The organism is Shewanella sp. Shew256 (assembly GCF_002196695.1).
GTDB classification, from domain to species: Bacteria; Pseudomonadota; Gammaproteobacteria; order Enterobacterales; family Shewanellaceae; genus Shewanella; species Shewanella mangrovisoli.
Genome location: NZ_NAJR01000002.1, coordinates 424,559 through 440,410 on the forward strand (window position 1 = coordinate 424,559; position 15,852 = coordinate 440,410).

At 48.3% G+C, this 15,852-nt stretch carries 14 protein-coding genes; 10 read left to right on the forward strand and 4 right to left on the reverse strand.

Going from position 1 to position 15,852, the window contains the following annotated elements; all coding sequences use genetic code 11:
* The first annotated feature begins 75 nt into the window (after positions 1-75).
* The gene (gene purU / locus B5P39_RS04700) at positions 76-891 is read left to right on the forward strand and encodes a formyltetrahydrofolate deformylase (protein WP_023267379.1); all 816 of its coding nucleotides are present in this window, start codon (positions 76-78) and stop codon (positions 889-891) included.
* 209 nt (positions 892-1,100) lie between these two features.
* Positions 1,101-3,029, forward strand: a complete 1,929-nt coding sequence (locus tag B5P39_RS04705) for an HD domain-containing phosphohydrolase (RefSeq protein ID WP_088210643.1) — start codon at positions 1,101-1,103, stop codon at positions 3,027-3,029.
* A gap of 152 nt (positions 3,030-3,181) precedes the next feature.
* Here the strand turns inward: B5P39_RS04705 and B5P39_RS04710 are convergent, their stop codons facing one another.
* The 4 genes from B5P39_RS04710 to map form a co-directional block, all read right to left on the reverse strand.
* The gene (locus B5P39_RS04710; protein WP_011626710.1) at positions 3,182-3,535 is read right to left on the reverse strand and encodes a DUF3718 domain-containing protein; all 354 of its coding nucleotides are present in this window, start codon (positions 3,533-3,535) and stop codon (positions 3,182-3,184) included.
* Positions 3,536-3,757: 222 nt separating this feature from the next.
* Positions 3,758-4,582, reverse strand: coding sequence for a 2,3,4,5-tetrahydropyridine-2,6-dicarboxylate N-succinyltransferase (gene dapD, locus B5P39_RS04715; protein WP_011623395.1), 825 nt, complete (start codon positions 4,580-4,582; stop codon positions 3,758-3,760).
* A gap of 18 nt (positions 4,583-4,600) precedes the next feature.
* Positions 4,601-7,186, reverse strand: a complete 2,586-nt coding sequence (glnD, locus tag B5P39_RS04720) for a bifunctional uridylyltransferase/uridylyl-removing protein GlnD (protein ID WP_011626709.1) — start codon at positions 7,184-7,186, stop codon at positions 4,601-4,603.
* 68 nt (positions 7,187-7,254) lie between these two features.
* Positions 7,255-8,052, reverse strand: a complete 798-nt coding sequence (gene map / locus B5P39_RS04725; RefSeq protein WP_041408815.1) for a type I methionyl aminopeptidase — start codon at positions 8,050-8,052, stop codon at positions 7,255-7,257.
* A gap of 308 nt (positions 8,053-8,360) precedes the next feature.
* On the opposite strand from map, the gene rpsB reads away from it, so the two are divergent.
* The 8 genes from rpsB (at position 8,361) to rseP (ending at position 15,849) form a co-directional block, all read left to right on the forward strand.
* Positions 8,361-9,089 (forward strand): 30S ribosomal protein S2, encoded by a 729-nt coding sequence (rpsB, locus tag B5P39_RS04730; protein WP_011071784.1) that lies wholly within the window; start codon positions 8,361-8,363, stop codon positions 9,087-9,089.
* A gap of 119 nt (positions 9,090-9,208) precedes the next feature.
* Positions 9,209-10,060 carry a translation elongation factor Ts gene (gene tsf / locus B5P39_RS04735; RefSeq protein ID WP_011623392.1) on the forward strand — a complete coding sequence of 284 codons (852 nt, stop codon included), beginning with the start codon at positions 9,209-9,211 and terminating at the stop codon, positions 10,058-10,060.
* A gap of 69 nt (positions 10,061-10,129) precedes the next feature.
* Positions 10,130-10,858: a UMP kinase gene (gene pyrH / locus B5P39_RS04740; protein WP_011717690.1), complete on the forward strand. Its 729-nt coding sequence runs from the start codon at positions 10,130-10,132 to the stop codon at positions 10,856-10,858.
* 29 nt (positions 10,859-10,887) lie between these two features.
* A complete protein-coding gene (gene frr / locus B5P39_RS04745) occupies positions 10,888-11,445 on the forward strand; it encodes a ribosome recycling factor (protein WP_011717689.1) in 558 nt (185 codons plus the stop codon).
* A gap of 82 nt (positions 11,446-11,527) precedes the next feature.
* The gene (uppS, locus tag B5P39_RS04750) at positions 11,528-12,355 is read left to right on the forward strand and encodes a polyprenyl diphosphate synthase (protein ID WP_011623389.1); all 828 of its coding nucleotides are present in this window, start codon (positions 11,528-11,530) and stop codon (positions 12,353-12,355) included.
* 20 nt (positions 12,356-12,375) lie between these two features.
* On the forward strand, positions 12,376-13,233 hold the full coding sequence (locus tag B5P39_RS04755) for a phosphatidate cytidylyltransferase (RefSeq protein WP_088210644.1): 858 nt from the start codon (positions 12,376-12,378) through the stop codon (positions 13,231-13,233).
* A gap of 4 nt (positions 13,234-13,237) precedes the next feature.
* On the forward strand, positions 13,238-14,428 hold the full coding sequence (gene ispC / locus B5P39_RS04760; RefSeq protein WP_088210645.1) for a 1-deoxy-D-xylulose-5-phosphate reductoisomerase: 1,191 nt from the start codon (positions 13,238-13,240) through the stop codon (positions 14,426-14,428).
* 50 nt (positions 14,429-14,478) lie between these two features.
* Entirely contained in the window at positions 14,479-15,849 is a 1,371-nt protein-coding gene (rseP, locus tag B5P39_RS04765; RefSeq protein WP_088210646.1) for a sigma E protease regulator RseP, read from the forward strand.
* The last annotated feature ends 3 nt before the right edge of the window (positions 15,850-15,852 follow it).

Below are 15,852 nucleotides of genomic sequence, written 5' to 3' on the forward strand. Positions count from 1 at the left end.
AGAGGAGATCAGATTTTGCAGTCACAGCATGAAGTAGTATTGAACGCGCAACCCGCCTTAGCACGTAAAATCCTGATGACAGATTGCGCCGATGCCCAAGGGCTTATCGCCAAAATCACCAGTGTTTGTTTTAATCATCAGCTTAACATCATTAAAAACAGTGAGTTTGTGGATAATGCTCAGGGGCGATTTTTTATGCGTACTGAGCTTGAGGGGCACTTTAACAGCGAGCAATTACTGCAGGATCTGCGTGAGGTGTTACCCGCCCAAAATCATATGACCTTGGTCAGCGCGGGCAAAAAGCGCATCGTCGTATTAGTCACCAAAGAGGCCCATTGTTTGGGCGATCTGCTGATGAAGGCCTACTATGGCGGCTTGAATGTTGAGATAGCTGCTGTGGTGGGTAACCATGATGTGTTAAGGGAATTGGTTGAAAAATTTGATATTCCTTTTCACCTTGTGAGTCACGAAGGGCTCGACAGAATTCAGCATGAGCAGGCGTTATTGGCCGCCGTGTCGCAATATGCGCCCGATTATCTGGTGCTCGCCAAATATATGCGGGTGCTGACACCGGATTTTGTCGCCGAATACCCAAACCGTATCATCAATATCCATCACTCTTTCTTGCCTGCCTTTATTGGGGCCGCCCCTTACCGCCAAGCCTGGGAGCGAGGGGTAAAGATCATCGGCGCGACGGCGCATTTTGTGAATAATTGCCTCGATGAAGGACCAATCATTAAGCAGGACGTGATCCCCGTCGATCACAGTTACAGCGCGCTTGAAATGGCCAAAGCGGGGCGCGATGTCGAAAAAAGTGTCCTCAGTAAAGCGTTACAGCTAGTGCTGAATGAGCAAGTGGTGGTTTATGGTAATAAAACCATTGTTTTTTAAGGCTAACTTGCTTGTATGAACTTGAAATATAGCTGCTGACTGGCCGATTAAGACTTTAGGATTAACAGGCGGCTTTGGGCTTGCTATCAGTATGGTTAATTGCAATATTTAAGACGTTATCACCTAGTTGCTGCACCTTGAGCCGAACTTCAAGTACTTGATTTGAGATTGTTGTTCGGCCAGTGCATTCATCATGGAAGGGGTGTTTGATGTCTATGAGCCGTAGCCTCATTATAGGAATAAAAGACCTGCCCGAGGATTTACCTTTGTCTTGGGCACGTCTAGATAGTCAGTTTAGGGTGCAGTGCATGAGCCGGGCGTTTTATCAGCGTTGCCAGCGCTCGGCGGCACAGATCATCAATCAGCCGATTTGTCAGTTATTTACTGAATTTAATGCCGAACTTTGCCGTGATATTCTTCAACGTACCGATAACTACATCGGGCTGGTACTGCGGGATAATCAGGGCATGCGGGTGCATTTTGCCCTGTACGCTATTCCTGAGCTGGGCTGGCAACTCTTCCTCTCAGAAATCAATTTCGAAGAATGGCCACTCAAAGGACTGCATGCCGATTATCGCCAAGCGATTCAAGCGAGCGATGCTTGGTTGCAACATATTGATGATGTAATCCAATCTCCACAGGAACAAGTGTTTAAGGTCGCTGTCGCAAAGGCGATTGCGTTGATGAACAGTCGCTACGGTTTTATTTTACTGCATAACGATAAATCCAAGTCACTCACCCTCGCGGCCCGTTCGGACTATCCCGCGCCTAAGGTCAATCAGGCCGAATTTGTCGAAGAAAATACCCAAGCCTCAGAGCTGGAAAGTCAGTTATGGCAAGAGTGTGTTAAAGATTACAAACCCATTATTGAGAATACGTTAGCGGATAATCGGCCGGATAATTTGTTGTTTGACCGCTTACTGCTGGGCGAGCGCTACCTTGCTGTACCTATGGTGTTCCATCACCGTTTAGCCGGGATAGTGTGTGTCGTGGGGCGAGACGAGCCCTATAGCCGCAATGATGCCCGTTCGCTCCTGACCTTCGCGAGTATTTTATGGCATTCGATTGAGCTTCCCCGCAGTCTGCGAGCGGTGTCGCGCCAATCAAAAATCATCAAGGCGCAAAAAGAGCAGTTATCCCAATCCTTGACCCAGCTTATCAGCGCGATTTCGGAGGCGCTTGAATTAAAGGATGCCTATACCGCAGGGCACCAAAAATCGGTTGCCCAGTTAAGCTATTTGATTGGTGAAAAACTCGGGCTTGAACCGCAGCGATTAGAAGGGCTTAAAATCGGTGCGCTGGTACACGATATTGGTAAGCTTGCGATCCCGTCGCAGATTTTGACTAAACCCTCCAAATTATCCAAAGAAGAGTACGCATTAATCCAAACCCATCCGTTGCATGGGGCTGAAATTGTTGCCGATGTGGAGTTCCCTTGGCCGATTAAGCAGATGATTTTGCAGCACCACGAGCGGCTCGATGGCTCGGGTTATCCCTTAGGCTTGAAGGATAAAACGATCCTTTATGAGGCTAAGATCATTGCCGTGGCCGATGTGGCCGACTCTATCTTGTCCCATCGCCCTTATCGTCCTTCTATGGGGTTGGCTAAAATGACTGAGGTATTAAAAGCAGGTCGAGGCAGCTTGTTTGACGCAAAAATTGTCGATACTTGCTTAGAGATTTTAATCAATCGAGAGCTGAGTATCAGTGACCATGTCGGCGCTGCGGTATTGGATCCTGTGGTGTCTGTGACACTCGACCATGAGCTTGCCGATATCAAACGTTTATTAACTGCGGCCCATGCCAAGGTGGCGGTGGTGCTCGATGAGAGCCATAAAATCATCGGTGTGATCACTCAGCGCCTTGTCGATTATTGGCTTAGCCCCTTGATTGGCACTGCGGCGGAGCGGGAACACGACAGGGCATTCCTGCGTAAAAAAGCCCATCAAATTATGGAGCACTCAGTGCCTTTGATTAGCGATGTCGCCACCTCTGAAGATGCCTTGCAGCTGCTTAACCAAATGGATACTGAGTTTTTGGTCGTGGTGAATAAAGCTCAGCATGCGATAGGTGTGATTGGTTGGCGAACCATCGCCATGGCCAATAAGGACCGCCAAGAGGCGGAGCGGTTGATTTGACAACTTTGTTTGGATTTATCTGCGTTGGCTACATGAACTGAACCCAAGGTGTCTGCCGCATGTGCTCCAAATCGTCATTAATCGTTCATCCATTAAATCGATAGCAGTAAAAAGGCGTCAAATTGACGCCTAATCTTACCGTGACGTTCAAATTAAAAATTAACGGCATACACCTCATCCATTGAATTTTGGGCGATATCTTTGATGGTGACAGTACCTTGTACATAACGGCCAATACGTTTGGCGGTTTTGTCGGCGCCTTGGCTGAGGGCGAACTGATGGAAGCTTTCGCCGTTACAGACCAAACGAGGGAATATCCGAGCTTGGTTGATGCGGTATTCCTGCATAGTGTTGCTAAATGAGATCAGATTATTACTGGCTCCAGCCTTACAAACCGCCACTAAAGTATTTTCTAACTGTGGATCCATGGCGGCAAAAGCGTTTGAGCCTATTCCTATAGTGCAGAGTAGGGCGGCACCGCCCAATTTTACCAATGTTGCTTTCATCTTTAGCTCCTTGACGGGTGAGTAGACCCTTTGAGTAAAGTCTGTTTTTACCGGCCTTGCAGAGGGATTTGGCCGCAGAAGTGTATCTAAATGTGGGGTTGGGAACAGAGTGTGTCTCGGTGTAACTTGATGTGTCTTTGAGCCCTTTGGAGTGTGTTTTTACCATAAAAAATGCCAAGCATTAGCTTGGCATTTTGGCATGGTGTACAGCATGAATATGGCTTAATCGACGATACGTAACAGTTCGTTGATACCCACTTTACCGCGGGTTTTCGCATCCACTTTTTTAACGATAATCGCAGCGTATAGGCTGTATTTACCGCAAGCCGATGGCAGGTTACCCGATACTACGACAGAGCCAGCTGGTACGCGGCCATAGTGGATTTCGCCCGTTTCACGGTCATAGATACGGGTGCTTTGGCCGATATAAACGCCCATTGAAATCACAGAGCCTTCTTCAACGACAACGCCTTCGACAATCTCAGAGCGTGCGCCGATAAAGCAGTTGTCTTCAATAATGGTCGGACCCGCTTGCAGCGGCTCGAGTACGCCACCGATGCCCACACCACCGGATAAGTGCACGTTCTTACCGATTTGTGCACATGAGCCAACAGTTGCCCAAGTGTCAACCATAGTGCCTTCGTCAACGTAGGCGCCAAGGTTCACGTAAGAAGGCATTAACACAGTGTTTTTACCGATAAAAGAGCCTTTACGTACGGTTGCCGATGGCACCACACGGATAGCTTCGGCTTTAAAGCGGGCTTCGTCATACTCGGCGAACTTTAACGGTACTTTATCGAAATATTTGGTTTCGGCACCATCGATAACCGCGTTATCGAAAATACGGAATGACAGTAATACCGCCTTCTTCAACCATTGATGTACATGCCATTGGCCATCGATTTTCTCGGCGACGCGCAGTTCACCTTTATCGAGCATATTGATGACATTTTGCACATCGTTACGCACGCTTGCGTCAACAGTGCTTGGTGTGATGTCGGCACGCGCTTCAAATGCGGCCTCAATACGTTGGCGTAAAGCCTCCATTTACTTCTCCCGTTCTGGTTAATTGGTTGACTCTGTGTTGATGGCGCTCAACGCGCTAATCAAGGCTTCCTTGAGCGTATTCTCTTGGGTTTCATTGAGTTGCAAGCCATCATTGGTTTGCAAAATAAAAAAGTCTTCGGCTCGCTCGCCAATGGTGGTGATTTTGGCGGCTAGCAAGGTCGTGTTGCAGCGATAAAAAATATCGCCCACTTTAGCTAATAATCCCGGCGTATCCAAGGCGATGAGTTCCATCATACTTGTACCATGACGGTTACTCTCAAGGAAACTCACCTGAGTGGGAACATTAAAAGGTTTCATCTTGCGTGACAGCTTTCTAAAGCGCGGCAGCTTAGGGTTATCGCTTGCAAGTGCTTTTTCAAGGGCCTTACGGATACTCTGAATGCGTGAGAGTTGGCTCACGGGGGCGCCGTCTTGCTCGAGGATAACGAAGGTGTCAAGGGCGTAATTATCCTTCGATGTCATAATGTTAGCATCGTGGACGTTGATGTTTTTATTGTCGAGCACCGCCATCACGGTGGCGAACAGCTTAGGTCTGTCCTGACAGTAGACAAAGAGCTCTGTGCCACCGCGTGTCGTGTGTTTTGACACCAGCACCAGCGGCTCATCTAGCTGTTTATGCTTAAGGATAGCTTCGGCATGCCAAGCAACTTGATTCGGCTGGTGGCGCAAAAAGTAGTCGGCCTTAAAGCGTTGCCAGAGGGTATCTAAATCTTTTTCTTTCACGCCACGGCGAAGCAGGTCTTTTTTGGCCTTGGCTTGATATTCCCGTACTCGCGCGCGGATATCGACGGGTTTTTCTTTCCCCCGCGCCAGCACCCTTTGGGTAGAGAAATATAAGTCACGCAGCAGTGAGCCTTTCCAGTTGTTCCAGGTCTTCTCATTGGTGGCGCAGATATCGGCGACGGTTAAGCAATATAAATAACTTAAATGCACCGCATCGCGCACCTTGCTGGCAAAGTCGGCCACCACATCGGGATCGGAAATATCGCGGCGCTGAGCGGTTACCGACATCACTAAGTGATTTTCGACCAGCCAAGCGACTAAGCGGCCATCGTGGTCGTTTAAGCCATGGAGCTTACAGAAGGCGAGGGCATCGCTTGAGCCAAGCTTGCTGTGATCGCCGCCGCGTCCCTTGGCGATATCATGGAAAATTGCGCCGAGTACCAACAAACCTTTTTTCGGTAACTGATTGATCAGCACTGAGCCTAAAGGAAACTCTTCCTTCTGCTCCGGCTGTGAGAAGCGCTCGATGTTGAGCAGCAATCTGTGGGTGTGTTCATCCACCGTGTAGGCATGGAACAGGTCAAACTGCATTTGGCCTTCGATATTGCGCCATGCGGGCAAATAGGCCGACAGCACCCCGTGTTTATGCATCAGCGATAAGGCCGCGATGCCACGAGGATGCTTTAAGATTTCCATAAAGGCTTGTCGGCACTGCGGATTTTCCTGCAAGGGTTGCAGCTGTGCTCGGCGTGCGCGTCTTAGGGATCTCAGCGTCGGCGCATAAATGCCTTTAATATTGGAGTTTTTAGCGACATGGACAAAGAGGCGTACAATTTCTTCGCCGCTATCGAATAAATCGTCTCTTAGGGCCTCGATAAAGGCACCGCGACGTTGATAGTTATTGTCAATCGCTTGAATTTCTAAGGCCTTGGTTTGGCCAAGAGTCGCCCGCTTAAACAGTTGCAGCAGCATTTCGTTCAGCTCCATCACCCGGCGCACCGTGCGATAGTAGCGTTTCATCATCTGCTCAACGGCGAGTTGAGTGGCGTCTTCATAACCCATCAGCTCGGCCACTTGGCGCTGGACATCGAACAGCAGGCGATTTTCATCGCGACCGACCGCCATATGCAGGGCAAAGCGCAGCTTCCACAGAAAATGCTGACACTCGAGCAGCTCTTCTAACTCGGCGGGTTCTAAAAATTCGTATTGAACCAGTTCTTCTAGGCGTGAGGCGCCAAAGTGGCGCATGGCAACCCAGGCGATAGTTTGAATGTCCCGCAGGCCGCCGGGGCAACTCTTAATATTTGGCTCAAGATCGAAGGCGCTTGCCTTGGCATGGCGGGCCGTTTGTTCATCACGTTTGGCGATAAAGAACTGGCTCGACGTCCAAAAATCACTCTGGCGGATGGCGTCATAGAGTTGATCAAACAGGGATTCTGGGCCTGAGAGTAACCGTGCCTCGAGCAGGTTAGTGGCGATAGTAATGTCTTCTCGACCTAGATTTAGAGTGTCGCTGAGAGTGCGAACACTGTGACCAATCTCAAGGCTGGCGTCCCATAAAAAGGCGATAAATTCGCTCAGTGCTGTTTCAGCCGCCTGCGATAACTCGCCTTCGAACAGGAATAATAAATCGACATCCGAGTGCGGATGTAACTCGCCGCGACCGTAGCCGCCAACGGCAATCAGGGCGATAGGATATTGGTCCAGACCGTGCTGTTGCCAGGCCTGCTTGACGAGGGAATCGACGAACTGACAGCGCTGCGTCACTAGCTCTTCAATCGGGGTTTTGGCCTTGAATCTTGCTAAAAGCGTTTGATTCTGTTCGATTAATGATTGTTTAGCTAGCAGAGCTGTATTCATCGAGTCCCTTGTTTGGATGAGTTAGGTGTTCAGTAATCCTCTGAGTCCTAACGTACTAAGTATGTCGCTTAGTGATTAATGATACGCGGGAAGTCTTCCTCATCACGTAGAGTCAGGACTTCTACACCGGTTTCGGTCACTAATAATGTATGTTCCCATTGGGCAGAGTTTTTACCATCGGAGGTGGTGACAGTCCACTTATCGTCACGGTCTAACACTGTGGTGTGGCGACCGGCGTTGATCATTGGCTCAATGGTAAAACACATGCCAGGGCGTAAAATGGTGTTATCGCCATTACGGTAGTGCATGACTTGCGGCTCTTCATGGAAACCGGCACCAATACCGTGACCACAATAATCTTGCACGATGGAATATTTCTCAAGACCTGTTTTGCTGGCTTTGATGAATTTTTCGATAGTATTACCGATTTCACCCAGTTTTAACCCCGGGCGAACCTTACGAATGGCGAGGTATAAACTCTCTTGCGCGATACGGCACAGGCGCTTGTCCTTAGGGCTGACTTCACCGATTAAGAACATTTTAGAGGTATCACCGTGGTAACCGTCTTTGATGACTGTGATATCGATATTGAGAATATCGCCATCCTTGAGAACGCGGTCACTCGGAATACCATGGCAAATAACGTTGTTTAACGAAGTACAAATCGACTTAGGAAAACCATGGTAATTGAGCGGGGCAGAAATCGCGCCTTGCTCTTCGGTATATTTGGCGCAGATATCGTTTAGTTCATTAGTGCTCACGCCAGCCTTAACATAAGGGGCGATCATTTCTAATACTTGTGCGGCCAGCTTACCCGCTGCGCGCATTTTCTCGATTTCTTCTGCTGTCTTAATGACTATACTCATTGCGTTTTCTCTTGTGTCTTCGATGTCTATTGGCGGCATCTACCCGATGCAAAAATTTGTGCTTTAGGGCTATTTATGGTATAAAGCGCGCCGTTATGTTTAAGTCTTGCAGGATGTATAAGGTCAGCTTTTGCTTATCTTAACCCAAGGCAAGACTAAAGATGGCGGCCATTATACATGGCAATTTATCTAAATACTAAATCACACACGTGTCGACACATTCTTCGGGGTGCCCTCAGCTGTTAACTGCGGGGTCGAAGACATGGGATACGTGGAGGTCTAACCCCCTAAATTTTAAGGTAATAGAAATGACTACAGTTTCAATGCGCGATATGCTCCAGGCCGGTGTCCACTTCGGTCACCAAACCCGTTACTGGAACCCAAAAATGAAGCCATTCATTTTCGGTGCTCGCAACGGCGTTCACATCATCAACCTAGAGCATACTGTGCCAATGTTCAATGAAGCACTGGCTTTCATCAGCAACGTTGCTTCAAAGAAAGGTAAAGTATTATTCGTTGGTACTAAACGTGCTGCTGGCGAAGCGATCAAAGAAGCTGCTATTTCTTGCGATCAGTACTACGTTGATCACCGTTGGTTAGGCGGTATGCTGACTAACTGGAAAACCGTTCGTCAGTCAATCAAGCGTCTGAAAGAACTGGAAAGCCAATCAGTAGACGGTACTTTCGACAAGCTGACCAAGAAAGAAGCGCTGATGCGTACTCGTGAGCTTGAAAAGCTGGAAAAATCTTTAGGCGGTATTAAGAACATGGGCGGCCTGCCAGACGTATTATTCGTTATCGGCGCTGACCACGAGCATATCGCTATTAAAGAAGCTAACAACCTGGGTATCCCTGTTGTTGCAGTTGTTGATACTAACTCTGCTCCAGACGGTGTTAACTACATCGTTCCTGGTAACGACGACGCAATGCGCGCTATTCGCCTGTACACTACTTCTGTTGCTGCAGCTGCTAACGCTGGCCGTGGTCAAGATTTAGCTGTTCAAGCTGAGCAAGACGGTTTCGTAGAAGCCGAATAATAATAAGGCGGGATGAGTTTCATCACCCTTATTAACCAAGATTTTGATTGGTTAACAGGGGCCATTCGGCCCCTGTTTTATATCTGCAAATTAGTCGAATTTTTAGAGAGGATTTAACAATGGCAATTTCTGCTGCCCAAGTTAAAGAACTGCGCGAGCGTACTGGCGCAGGCATGATGGATTGTAAAAAAGCGTTAGAAGAAACCAACGGCGACATGGAGTTAGCAATTGACAACATGCGTAAGTCTGGTGCTGCTAAAGCTGCTAAGAAAGCAGGTAACATCGCTGCTGACGGTACTATCCTGATCAAAAACGGTGAAGGTTTCGCAGTACTGTTAGAAGTAAACTGCCAAACTGACTTCGTTGCTAAAGATGCGAACTTCTTAGGTTTTGCTAACGCTGTTTTAGACGTTGCTGCAGCGTCTAAAGTGTCTTTAGAAGACTTAAAAGCCCAATTCGAAGAAGCCCGTGTTGCTCTGGTTGCTAAAATCGGTGAAAACATCAACGTTCGTCGCGTTGAGTACATCGACGGCACTCAATTAGCTTCATACCGTCACGGTGAGCGTATTGGTGTTGTAGTAACTGGTGAAGCGGATGAGGAAACTCTGAAGCACTTAGCAATGCACGTTGCAGCTTCTAAGCCAGAATACGTTAACCCAGAAGACGTTCCAGCAGACGTAGTTGCTCGTGAACAAGCTCTGCAAATCGAAATCTCTATGAATGAAGGCAAGCCTGCTGAAATCGCAGAGAAAATGGTTGTTGGTCGTATGAAGAAGTTCACCGGTGAGATCTCTCTGACTGGTCAAGCTTACATCATGGAACCAAAGAAAACTGTTGGCGAATTCTTGAAAGAGAAAGGCGCTAAAGTCACTAACTTCATTCGTTTAGAAGTGGGTGAAGGTATTGAGAAGAAAGAAGAAGATTTCGCAGCTGAAGTTGCTGCTCAAATCGCTGCTTCTAAAAAGGCTTAATCGCCAACGCTAAATACCCCCAAGACCGCAGCAATGGCTGCGGTCTTGTTATGACCAGGACAAAAAAATATGAGCACCAATCCAAAACCTGCATTTAGACGCATTCTTCTAAAATTAAGTGGCGAGGCACTGATGGGCGACGAAGGCTTCGGCATCGACCCTAAAGTGTTAGATCGCATGGCTCAAGAAGTGAAAGAGCTGGTAGAGTTAGGCATTCAGGTGGGTGTGGTCATTGGTGGTGGTAATCTATTTCGCGGTGAAGGCCTAGCAAAAGCGGGCATGAACCGTGTGGTGGGCGATCACATGGGTATGCTGGCAACGGTTATGAACGGCTTGGCCATGCGTGATGCCCTGCACCGTGCCTATGTTAATGCTCGTCTGATGTCGGCAATCCCGTTAAAAGGGGTATGCGACGACTACAATTGGGCTGAGGCTATCAGCTTATTAAAATCAGGCCGTGTAGTGATTTTTGCTGCGGGTACTGGTAACCCATTCTGCACTACCGATTCTGCTGCTTGCTTACGCGGCATTGAAATCGAAGCAGAAGTCGTGCTAAAAGGCACTAAAGTTGACGGCGTTTATTCTGACGACCCGATGAAAAATCCAGAAGCAGTGAAGTACGATGAATTATCGTACACTGAAGTACTGGACAAAGAATTAAAAGTAATGGACTTAGCAGCCTTTACGATGGCGCGTGATCATGACATGCCAATCCTAGTATTCAACATGAACAAACCTGGTGCACTGCGCCGCGTGGTCATGGGTGAAGAAGAAGGCACATTGATCAAAGCGAAATAAGTTTTTAATGACCAAGAAGGACATTTAACGTGATTGCAGATATTAAAAAAGATGCTCAAGAGCGCATGGGTAAATGCGTAGAAGCGACTAAGAACCAAATGGCGAAAGTACGTACTGGTCGTGCACACCCAAGCTTACTGGACTCTATCCAAGTGTCTTACTACGGCACTATGACCCCGCTGAACCAAGTGGCGAACGTGGGTATTGAAGATGCGCGTACCCTGTCTGTGACTGTATTCGACCGTAGTGCAATCCAAGCGGTTGAGAAAGCGATTATGAGCTCAGACCTTGGCTTAAACCCAATGTCAGCGGGCGCAACCTTACGTATTCCATTACCCGCACTGACTGAAGAACGTCGTAAAGACTTCATCAAAGTGGTTCGTGCAGAAGCCGAAGGCGGCCGTGTGGCGATTCGTAACGTACGTCGTGACGCGATTTCTGAAGTGAAGAAACTCGAAAAAGCCAAAGAATGTACTGAAGATGATGTTCGCCGCTTTGAAGACGAAGTGCAAAAGTTCACCGATGCTCACATTAAGAAGGTCGATGAGATTTTAGCGGCCAAAGAAATTGAGTTGATGGAAGTCTAATCTCAGGCGCTATAAGCTAGAGTTGCTACGCCGTGTAGGGGTATACTACACGGCGTTTGTCTATTTTAAAGGGTTGTAATAGATGTCATCCACAGTGGAATTTGATCCGCAATCTAGGTCAACTGAGCAGGATGCTTGTGCTCAGACAAGCTTACCGGAGGTATTACCCGAACTCGTTAAACAGTCATTACCTAAACATGTTGCGATTATTATGGATGGTAATGGACGTTGGGCCCAAACCCAGGGCAAACCACGAGTGATGGGGCATAAAGCCGGCGTAAAGGCGGTGAGACGTGCGGTGAGTGCGGCCAGTCAGTTAGGGATACAATCGCTGACGCTATTTGCGTTTTCCAGCGAGAATTGGCGTAGACCCGATAAAGAAGTCAGCTTGCTGATGGAATTGTTTTTTACCGTGTTACAACGGGAAATTAAGTTACTCGATAAAAACCAAGTCCGATTGAATATCATCGGCGATATCAGCCGTTTTTCTGCGCGTTTACAAAAACAAATTCGTGCCGCAGAAGAAAAAACTGCAGGCAATAGTGGATTGATATTGAATGTAGCGGCCAATTACGGTGGCCGTTGGGACATACTGCAAGCAGCTCAAAAGTTAGCTGAAAAGGTGGAAAATGGCGAAATGACCAGCAGTCAGTTCACCGAAGAAGCCTTGAGTGAACATTTGTGCATGCAAAATCAGAGTGAAGTTGATTTAATGATCCGTACGGGTGGGGATTACCGGATCAGCAATTTTGTGCTCTGGCAGGCTGCCTATGCTGAATTGGTGTTTATGGACACCCTTTGGCCTGATTTCGATGAACAGGCTTTTCATGAAGCGATTGCTACTTTTGCCAGTCGCCAGCGCCGTTTTGGTTTGACCGGAAGTCAAATTGATGAGATGCGCGCATTGTAAAACGTCATGAGGGATTTTTTTTGCTAAAACAACGTATAATAACAGCAATTTGGTTAATTCCATTAGTTTTGGGAGCGATCTTTTTACTCCCCGTAGAGTACTTTGCTTGGGCCTTAGTGGCCGTGTTTCTGATCGCCGCTAAGGAGTGGGGCAGGATCATCGATAGTCAATGTGATGTGACTCAATGGAGTTTTACTTGCACCGTCGGTATTTTACTTATCGCCTTGAATTTAATTGTTCCCGCCGACACCATTTGGCTCAGGGGACAAATTCATCCTATCTACCTTGCCGTGATTGCCATCGGCGCATTCTGGTGGATAGTGTCACTGCTGTTGGTGGTGACTTACCCTAAGAGCGCCAAACTCTGGCAAAAGAACCCGATGCTGAAGTCCATGTTTGGACAACTCACCTTAGTGCCGTGTTTTGTGGCGCTGATTGCACTCAAATCCATTAGTTCGCAAATATCGCCTTACTATGGCGCGTCATTGGTATTTCTGGTGATGCTGATTGTCTGGGCGGCCGATTCGGGCGCGTATTTTGTCGGCAAAGCGGTCGGCAAGACCAAGCTGATGCCAGCGGTGAGCCCAGCTAAAACTCTAGAGGGTTTATTGGGCGGCCTGATGACAACACTGATTGTTGTCGCTGGCGTGATGTATATTTCGCCTGAGCAGGAATTAGGATTAGTGGTCGCGGTTACCATTTTCGTGGCACTGATTTCGGCGCTTGGCGATTTATCCGAGAGTATGTTTAAGCGTGCCGCCTGCATCAAAGACTCTGGCACGATTCTGCCTGGGCATGGTGGCGTGCTCGATCGCATCGACAGCCTCACTGCGGCCTTGCCGGTGTTTACCTTAATCTACATTGCATTTTGGATGTAACGCTATGCAAAATATGGTGATTTTGGGCGCAACTGGGTCGATTGGTGCCAGCACTTTAAGTGTGATTTCGGCTAATCCCGATGCCTATCGTGTTTACGCTTTAGTGGCGAATGCGAGTGTCGATAAGATGCTCGCCCTGTGTGTAACCCATCGCCCCCAAGTCGCCCATATGGTCGATAGTCAGGCCGCATTAGCGCTACAAGCCAAGCTTCCCCCTGAGCTTAATATCCAAGTCAGTAGCGGTGAGGATGAACTCATCGCCTTAGTCACAGCCGCTGAAGTGGATACTGTGATGGCTGCTATCGTCGGCGCTGTGGGGCTTGTGCCCACCTTAGCTGCCGTCAAGGCGGGTAAGCGGGTATTGCTCGCCAATAAAGAAGCCTTGGTGATGTCCGGTGAACTCTTTATTGAGGCCACTAAAGCCTCTGGCGCGACTCTATTGCCAGTTGATAGTGAGCACAATGCGATTTTCCAATGCTTACCCGAAGAGGTGCAGGCCAATTTAGGCCGCTGTGATTTAGGCGCATCGGGAATTTCCCATATTTTGCTGACCGGCTCTGGCGGCCCCTTCTTGACCGCTGAGCTTGCCAGTCTTGCGTCGATGACGCCAGCGCAGGCCTGTAAACATCCAAACTGGTCGATGGGGCCGAAAATTTCAGTCGACTCCGCCACTATGATGAATAAGGGCTTGGAGTTTATTGAAGCGCGCTGGTTGTTTAATACCCAGAAAGACCAATTAAAGGTGGTTATCCATCCGCAGAGCGTTATCCATTCGATGGTGCAATACCGGGATGGCAGCGTCATCGCGCAAATGGGGAACCCGGATATGCGTACACCGATTGCACATTGTATGTCCTATCCACAAAGAATTAGCTCTGGCGTTGAACCTTTGGATTTTTTCAAAGTCGGACAGTTAAGCTTTTGTGAGCCGGACTTTAATCGCTTTCCTTGTTTGGCGTTAGCGATCGCCGCTTGTGCCCAAGGCCAAGAAGCAACTACGGTACTCAATGCCGCTAATGAAATCGCCGTCGAGGCATTTTTACAGGGGCAGATTGGTTTTACCCATATCGCCAAGGTGAATGAAGCCTGCTTATCATCAGTGCCTAAACGGGCGATGACCAGCATCGATGATATTATCGCCCTCGATGCACAAACGCGGATTTATGCCCGCGAACAGTTAGCGAAATTTGCTTAATCCCCATTTGATGAGGGATAAGCGGATTTGACGATGACATAAGGAGTGGAATGTTAGATTTTTTGTGGAACTTAGGTTCGTTTATCGTTGCGCTTGGGCTGCTTATTACCGCCCACGAATACGGCCATTTCTATGTTGCACGCCGCTGTGGCGTGAAGGTTGAACGTTTCTCTATTGGTTTTGGTAAGGCTATTTGGCGCAAAGTGGGTCAAGATGGCACTGAATACGTCATCGCCATGATCCCGTTAGGCGGCTATGTCAAAATGCTCGATGAGCGAGTAGAAGACGTACCCGATGAGTTAAAGGACCAAGCCTTTAACCGTAAAACTGTTTGGCAACGGATTGCGATTGTGGCCGCAGGGCCGATTGCAAACTTTATCTTTGCGATTATCGCGCTGTATTTTATGTACTTAATTGGCGTGCCATCGCTCAAGCCTGTGATTACCTCAACCACACCTGGCACGGCAGCGGCGCAAATCCAAGTGAATGAGCCTATGCAAGTGACGGCGATTTCAGGCCAACCAGTACGAAATTGGGAAGAAGTGAATTTAGCGCTTGTGGGCCATATTGGCGATGACAGCCTAACCGTCTCCCTCGCGCCGCTAAATGGCTTGCAGGGTTTAGACACCACGGCTCGCACCTACACCCTTGATACCCGCGAGTGGCGTTTCGATCCAGAAAAAGAGTCGCCGATTACGGCGCTGGGGCTGGGCGTGTATCGCCCTGCGATTGAGCCACAAATTGCGCTCATCAGCGAAGGCAGCGCGGCGGCTAAGAGTGACCTGAAAGTCGGTGATACCTTGGTTGCCATCAATGGCCAAAATTACACCGATTGGCAAGCTTTTGTTGACATTATTCAACATTCTGCCAATGTGCCAGTGGAGTTAACTGTGCGCCGTAATGGCGAGCAGTTTGCCATCTCAGTGACACCTGCGAGTGTTAAAAATAGTGATGGTAAAGAGGTAGGCGTGCTTGGGGTTAGCCCGGCTCAGGCACAGTGGCCTGAGAATATGCGCCTGCAACTTGAATATGGCCCAATCGAATCTTTTGCTATCGCAGCCGATAAAACATGGCAACTTGTTGCGGTGAGCTTTAAGATGATTGGCAAATTATTTACTGGCGATGTGTCAGTGAAAAACTTAAGTGGACCTATCTCAATCGCACAGGGTGCGGGCAATAGTGCAAACTATGGCTTGGTTTACTTTCTCGGTTTCCTCGCGCTTATCAGTGTCAATTTAGGCATCATTAACCTGCTGCCATTGCCTGTGCTCGATGGGGGACACCTGCTGTATTACTTCGTTGAGGTAATCACTGGTAAACCTGTGTCTGAAAAGGTACAGGAAATAGGATTCAGATTTGGGGCAGCATTGCTGCTGATGTTGATGAGCATCGCGCTCTTCAATGACTTTGCCCGACTCTGAGCA

What these genes read in the sequence shown, in the direction of transcription:
- rpsB (WP_011071784.1), top strand. Translation starts at nt 8,361, where the DNA reads ATGACTACAGTTTCAATGCGCGATATGCTCCAGGCCGGTGTCCACTTC.
- B5P39_RS04705 (WP_088210643.1), top strand. Translation starts at nt 1,101, where the DNA reads ATGTCTATGAGCCGTAGCCTCATTATAGGAATAAAAGACCTGCCCGAG.
- rseP (WP_088210646.1), top strand. Translation starts at nt 14,479, where the DNA reads ATGTTAGATTTTTTGTGGAACTTAGGTTCGTTTATCGTTGCGCTTGGG.
- purU (WP_023267379.1), top strand. Translation starts at nt 76, where the DNA reads ATGACAGATTGCGCCGATGCCCAAGGGCTTATCGCCAAAATCACCAGT.
- uppS (WP_011623389.1), top strand. Translation starts at nt 11,528, where the DNA reads ATGTCATCCACAGTGGAATTTGATCCGCAATCTAGGTCAACTGAGCAG.
- B5P39_RS04710 (WP_011626710.1), bottom strand. Translation starts at nt 3,535, where the DNA reads ATGAAAGCAACATTGGTAAAATTGGGCGGTGCCGCCCTACTCTGCACT.
- map (WP_041408815.1), bottom strand. Translation starts at nt 8,052, where the DNA reads ATGAGTATAGTCATTAAGACAGCAGAAGAAATCGAGAAAATGCGCGCA.
- tsf (WP_011623392.1), top strand. Translation starts at nt 9,209, where the DNA reads ATGGCAATTTCTGCTGCCCAAGTTAAAGAACTGCGCGAGCGTACTGGC.
- pyrH (WP_011717690.1), top strand. Translation starts at nt 10,130, where the DNA reads ATGAGCACCAATCCAAAACCTGCATTTAGACGCATTCTTCTAAAATTA.
- dapD (WP_011623395.1), bottom strand. Translation starts at nt 4,582, where the DNA reads ATGGAGGCTTTACGCCAACGTATTGAGGCCGCATTTGAAGCGCGTGCC.
- ispC (WP_088210645.1), top strand. Translation starts at nt 13,238, where the DNA reads ATGCAAAATATGGTGATTTTGGGCGCAACTGGGTCGATTGGTGCCAGC.
- glnD (WP_011626709.1), bottom strand. Translation starts at nt 7,186, where the DNA reads ATGAATACAGCTCTGCTAGCTAAACAATCATTAATCGAACAGAATCAA.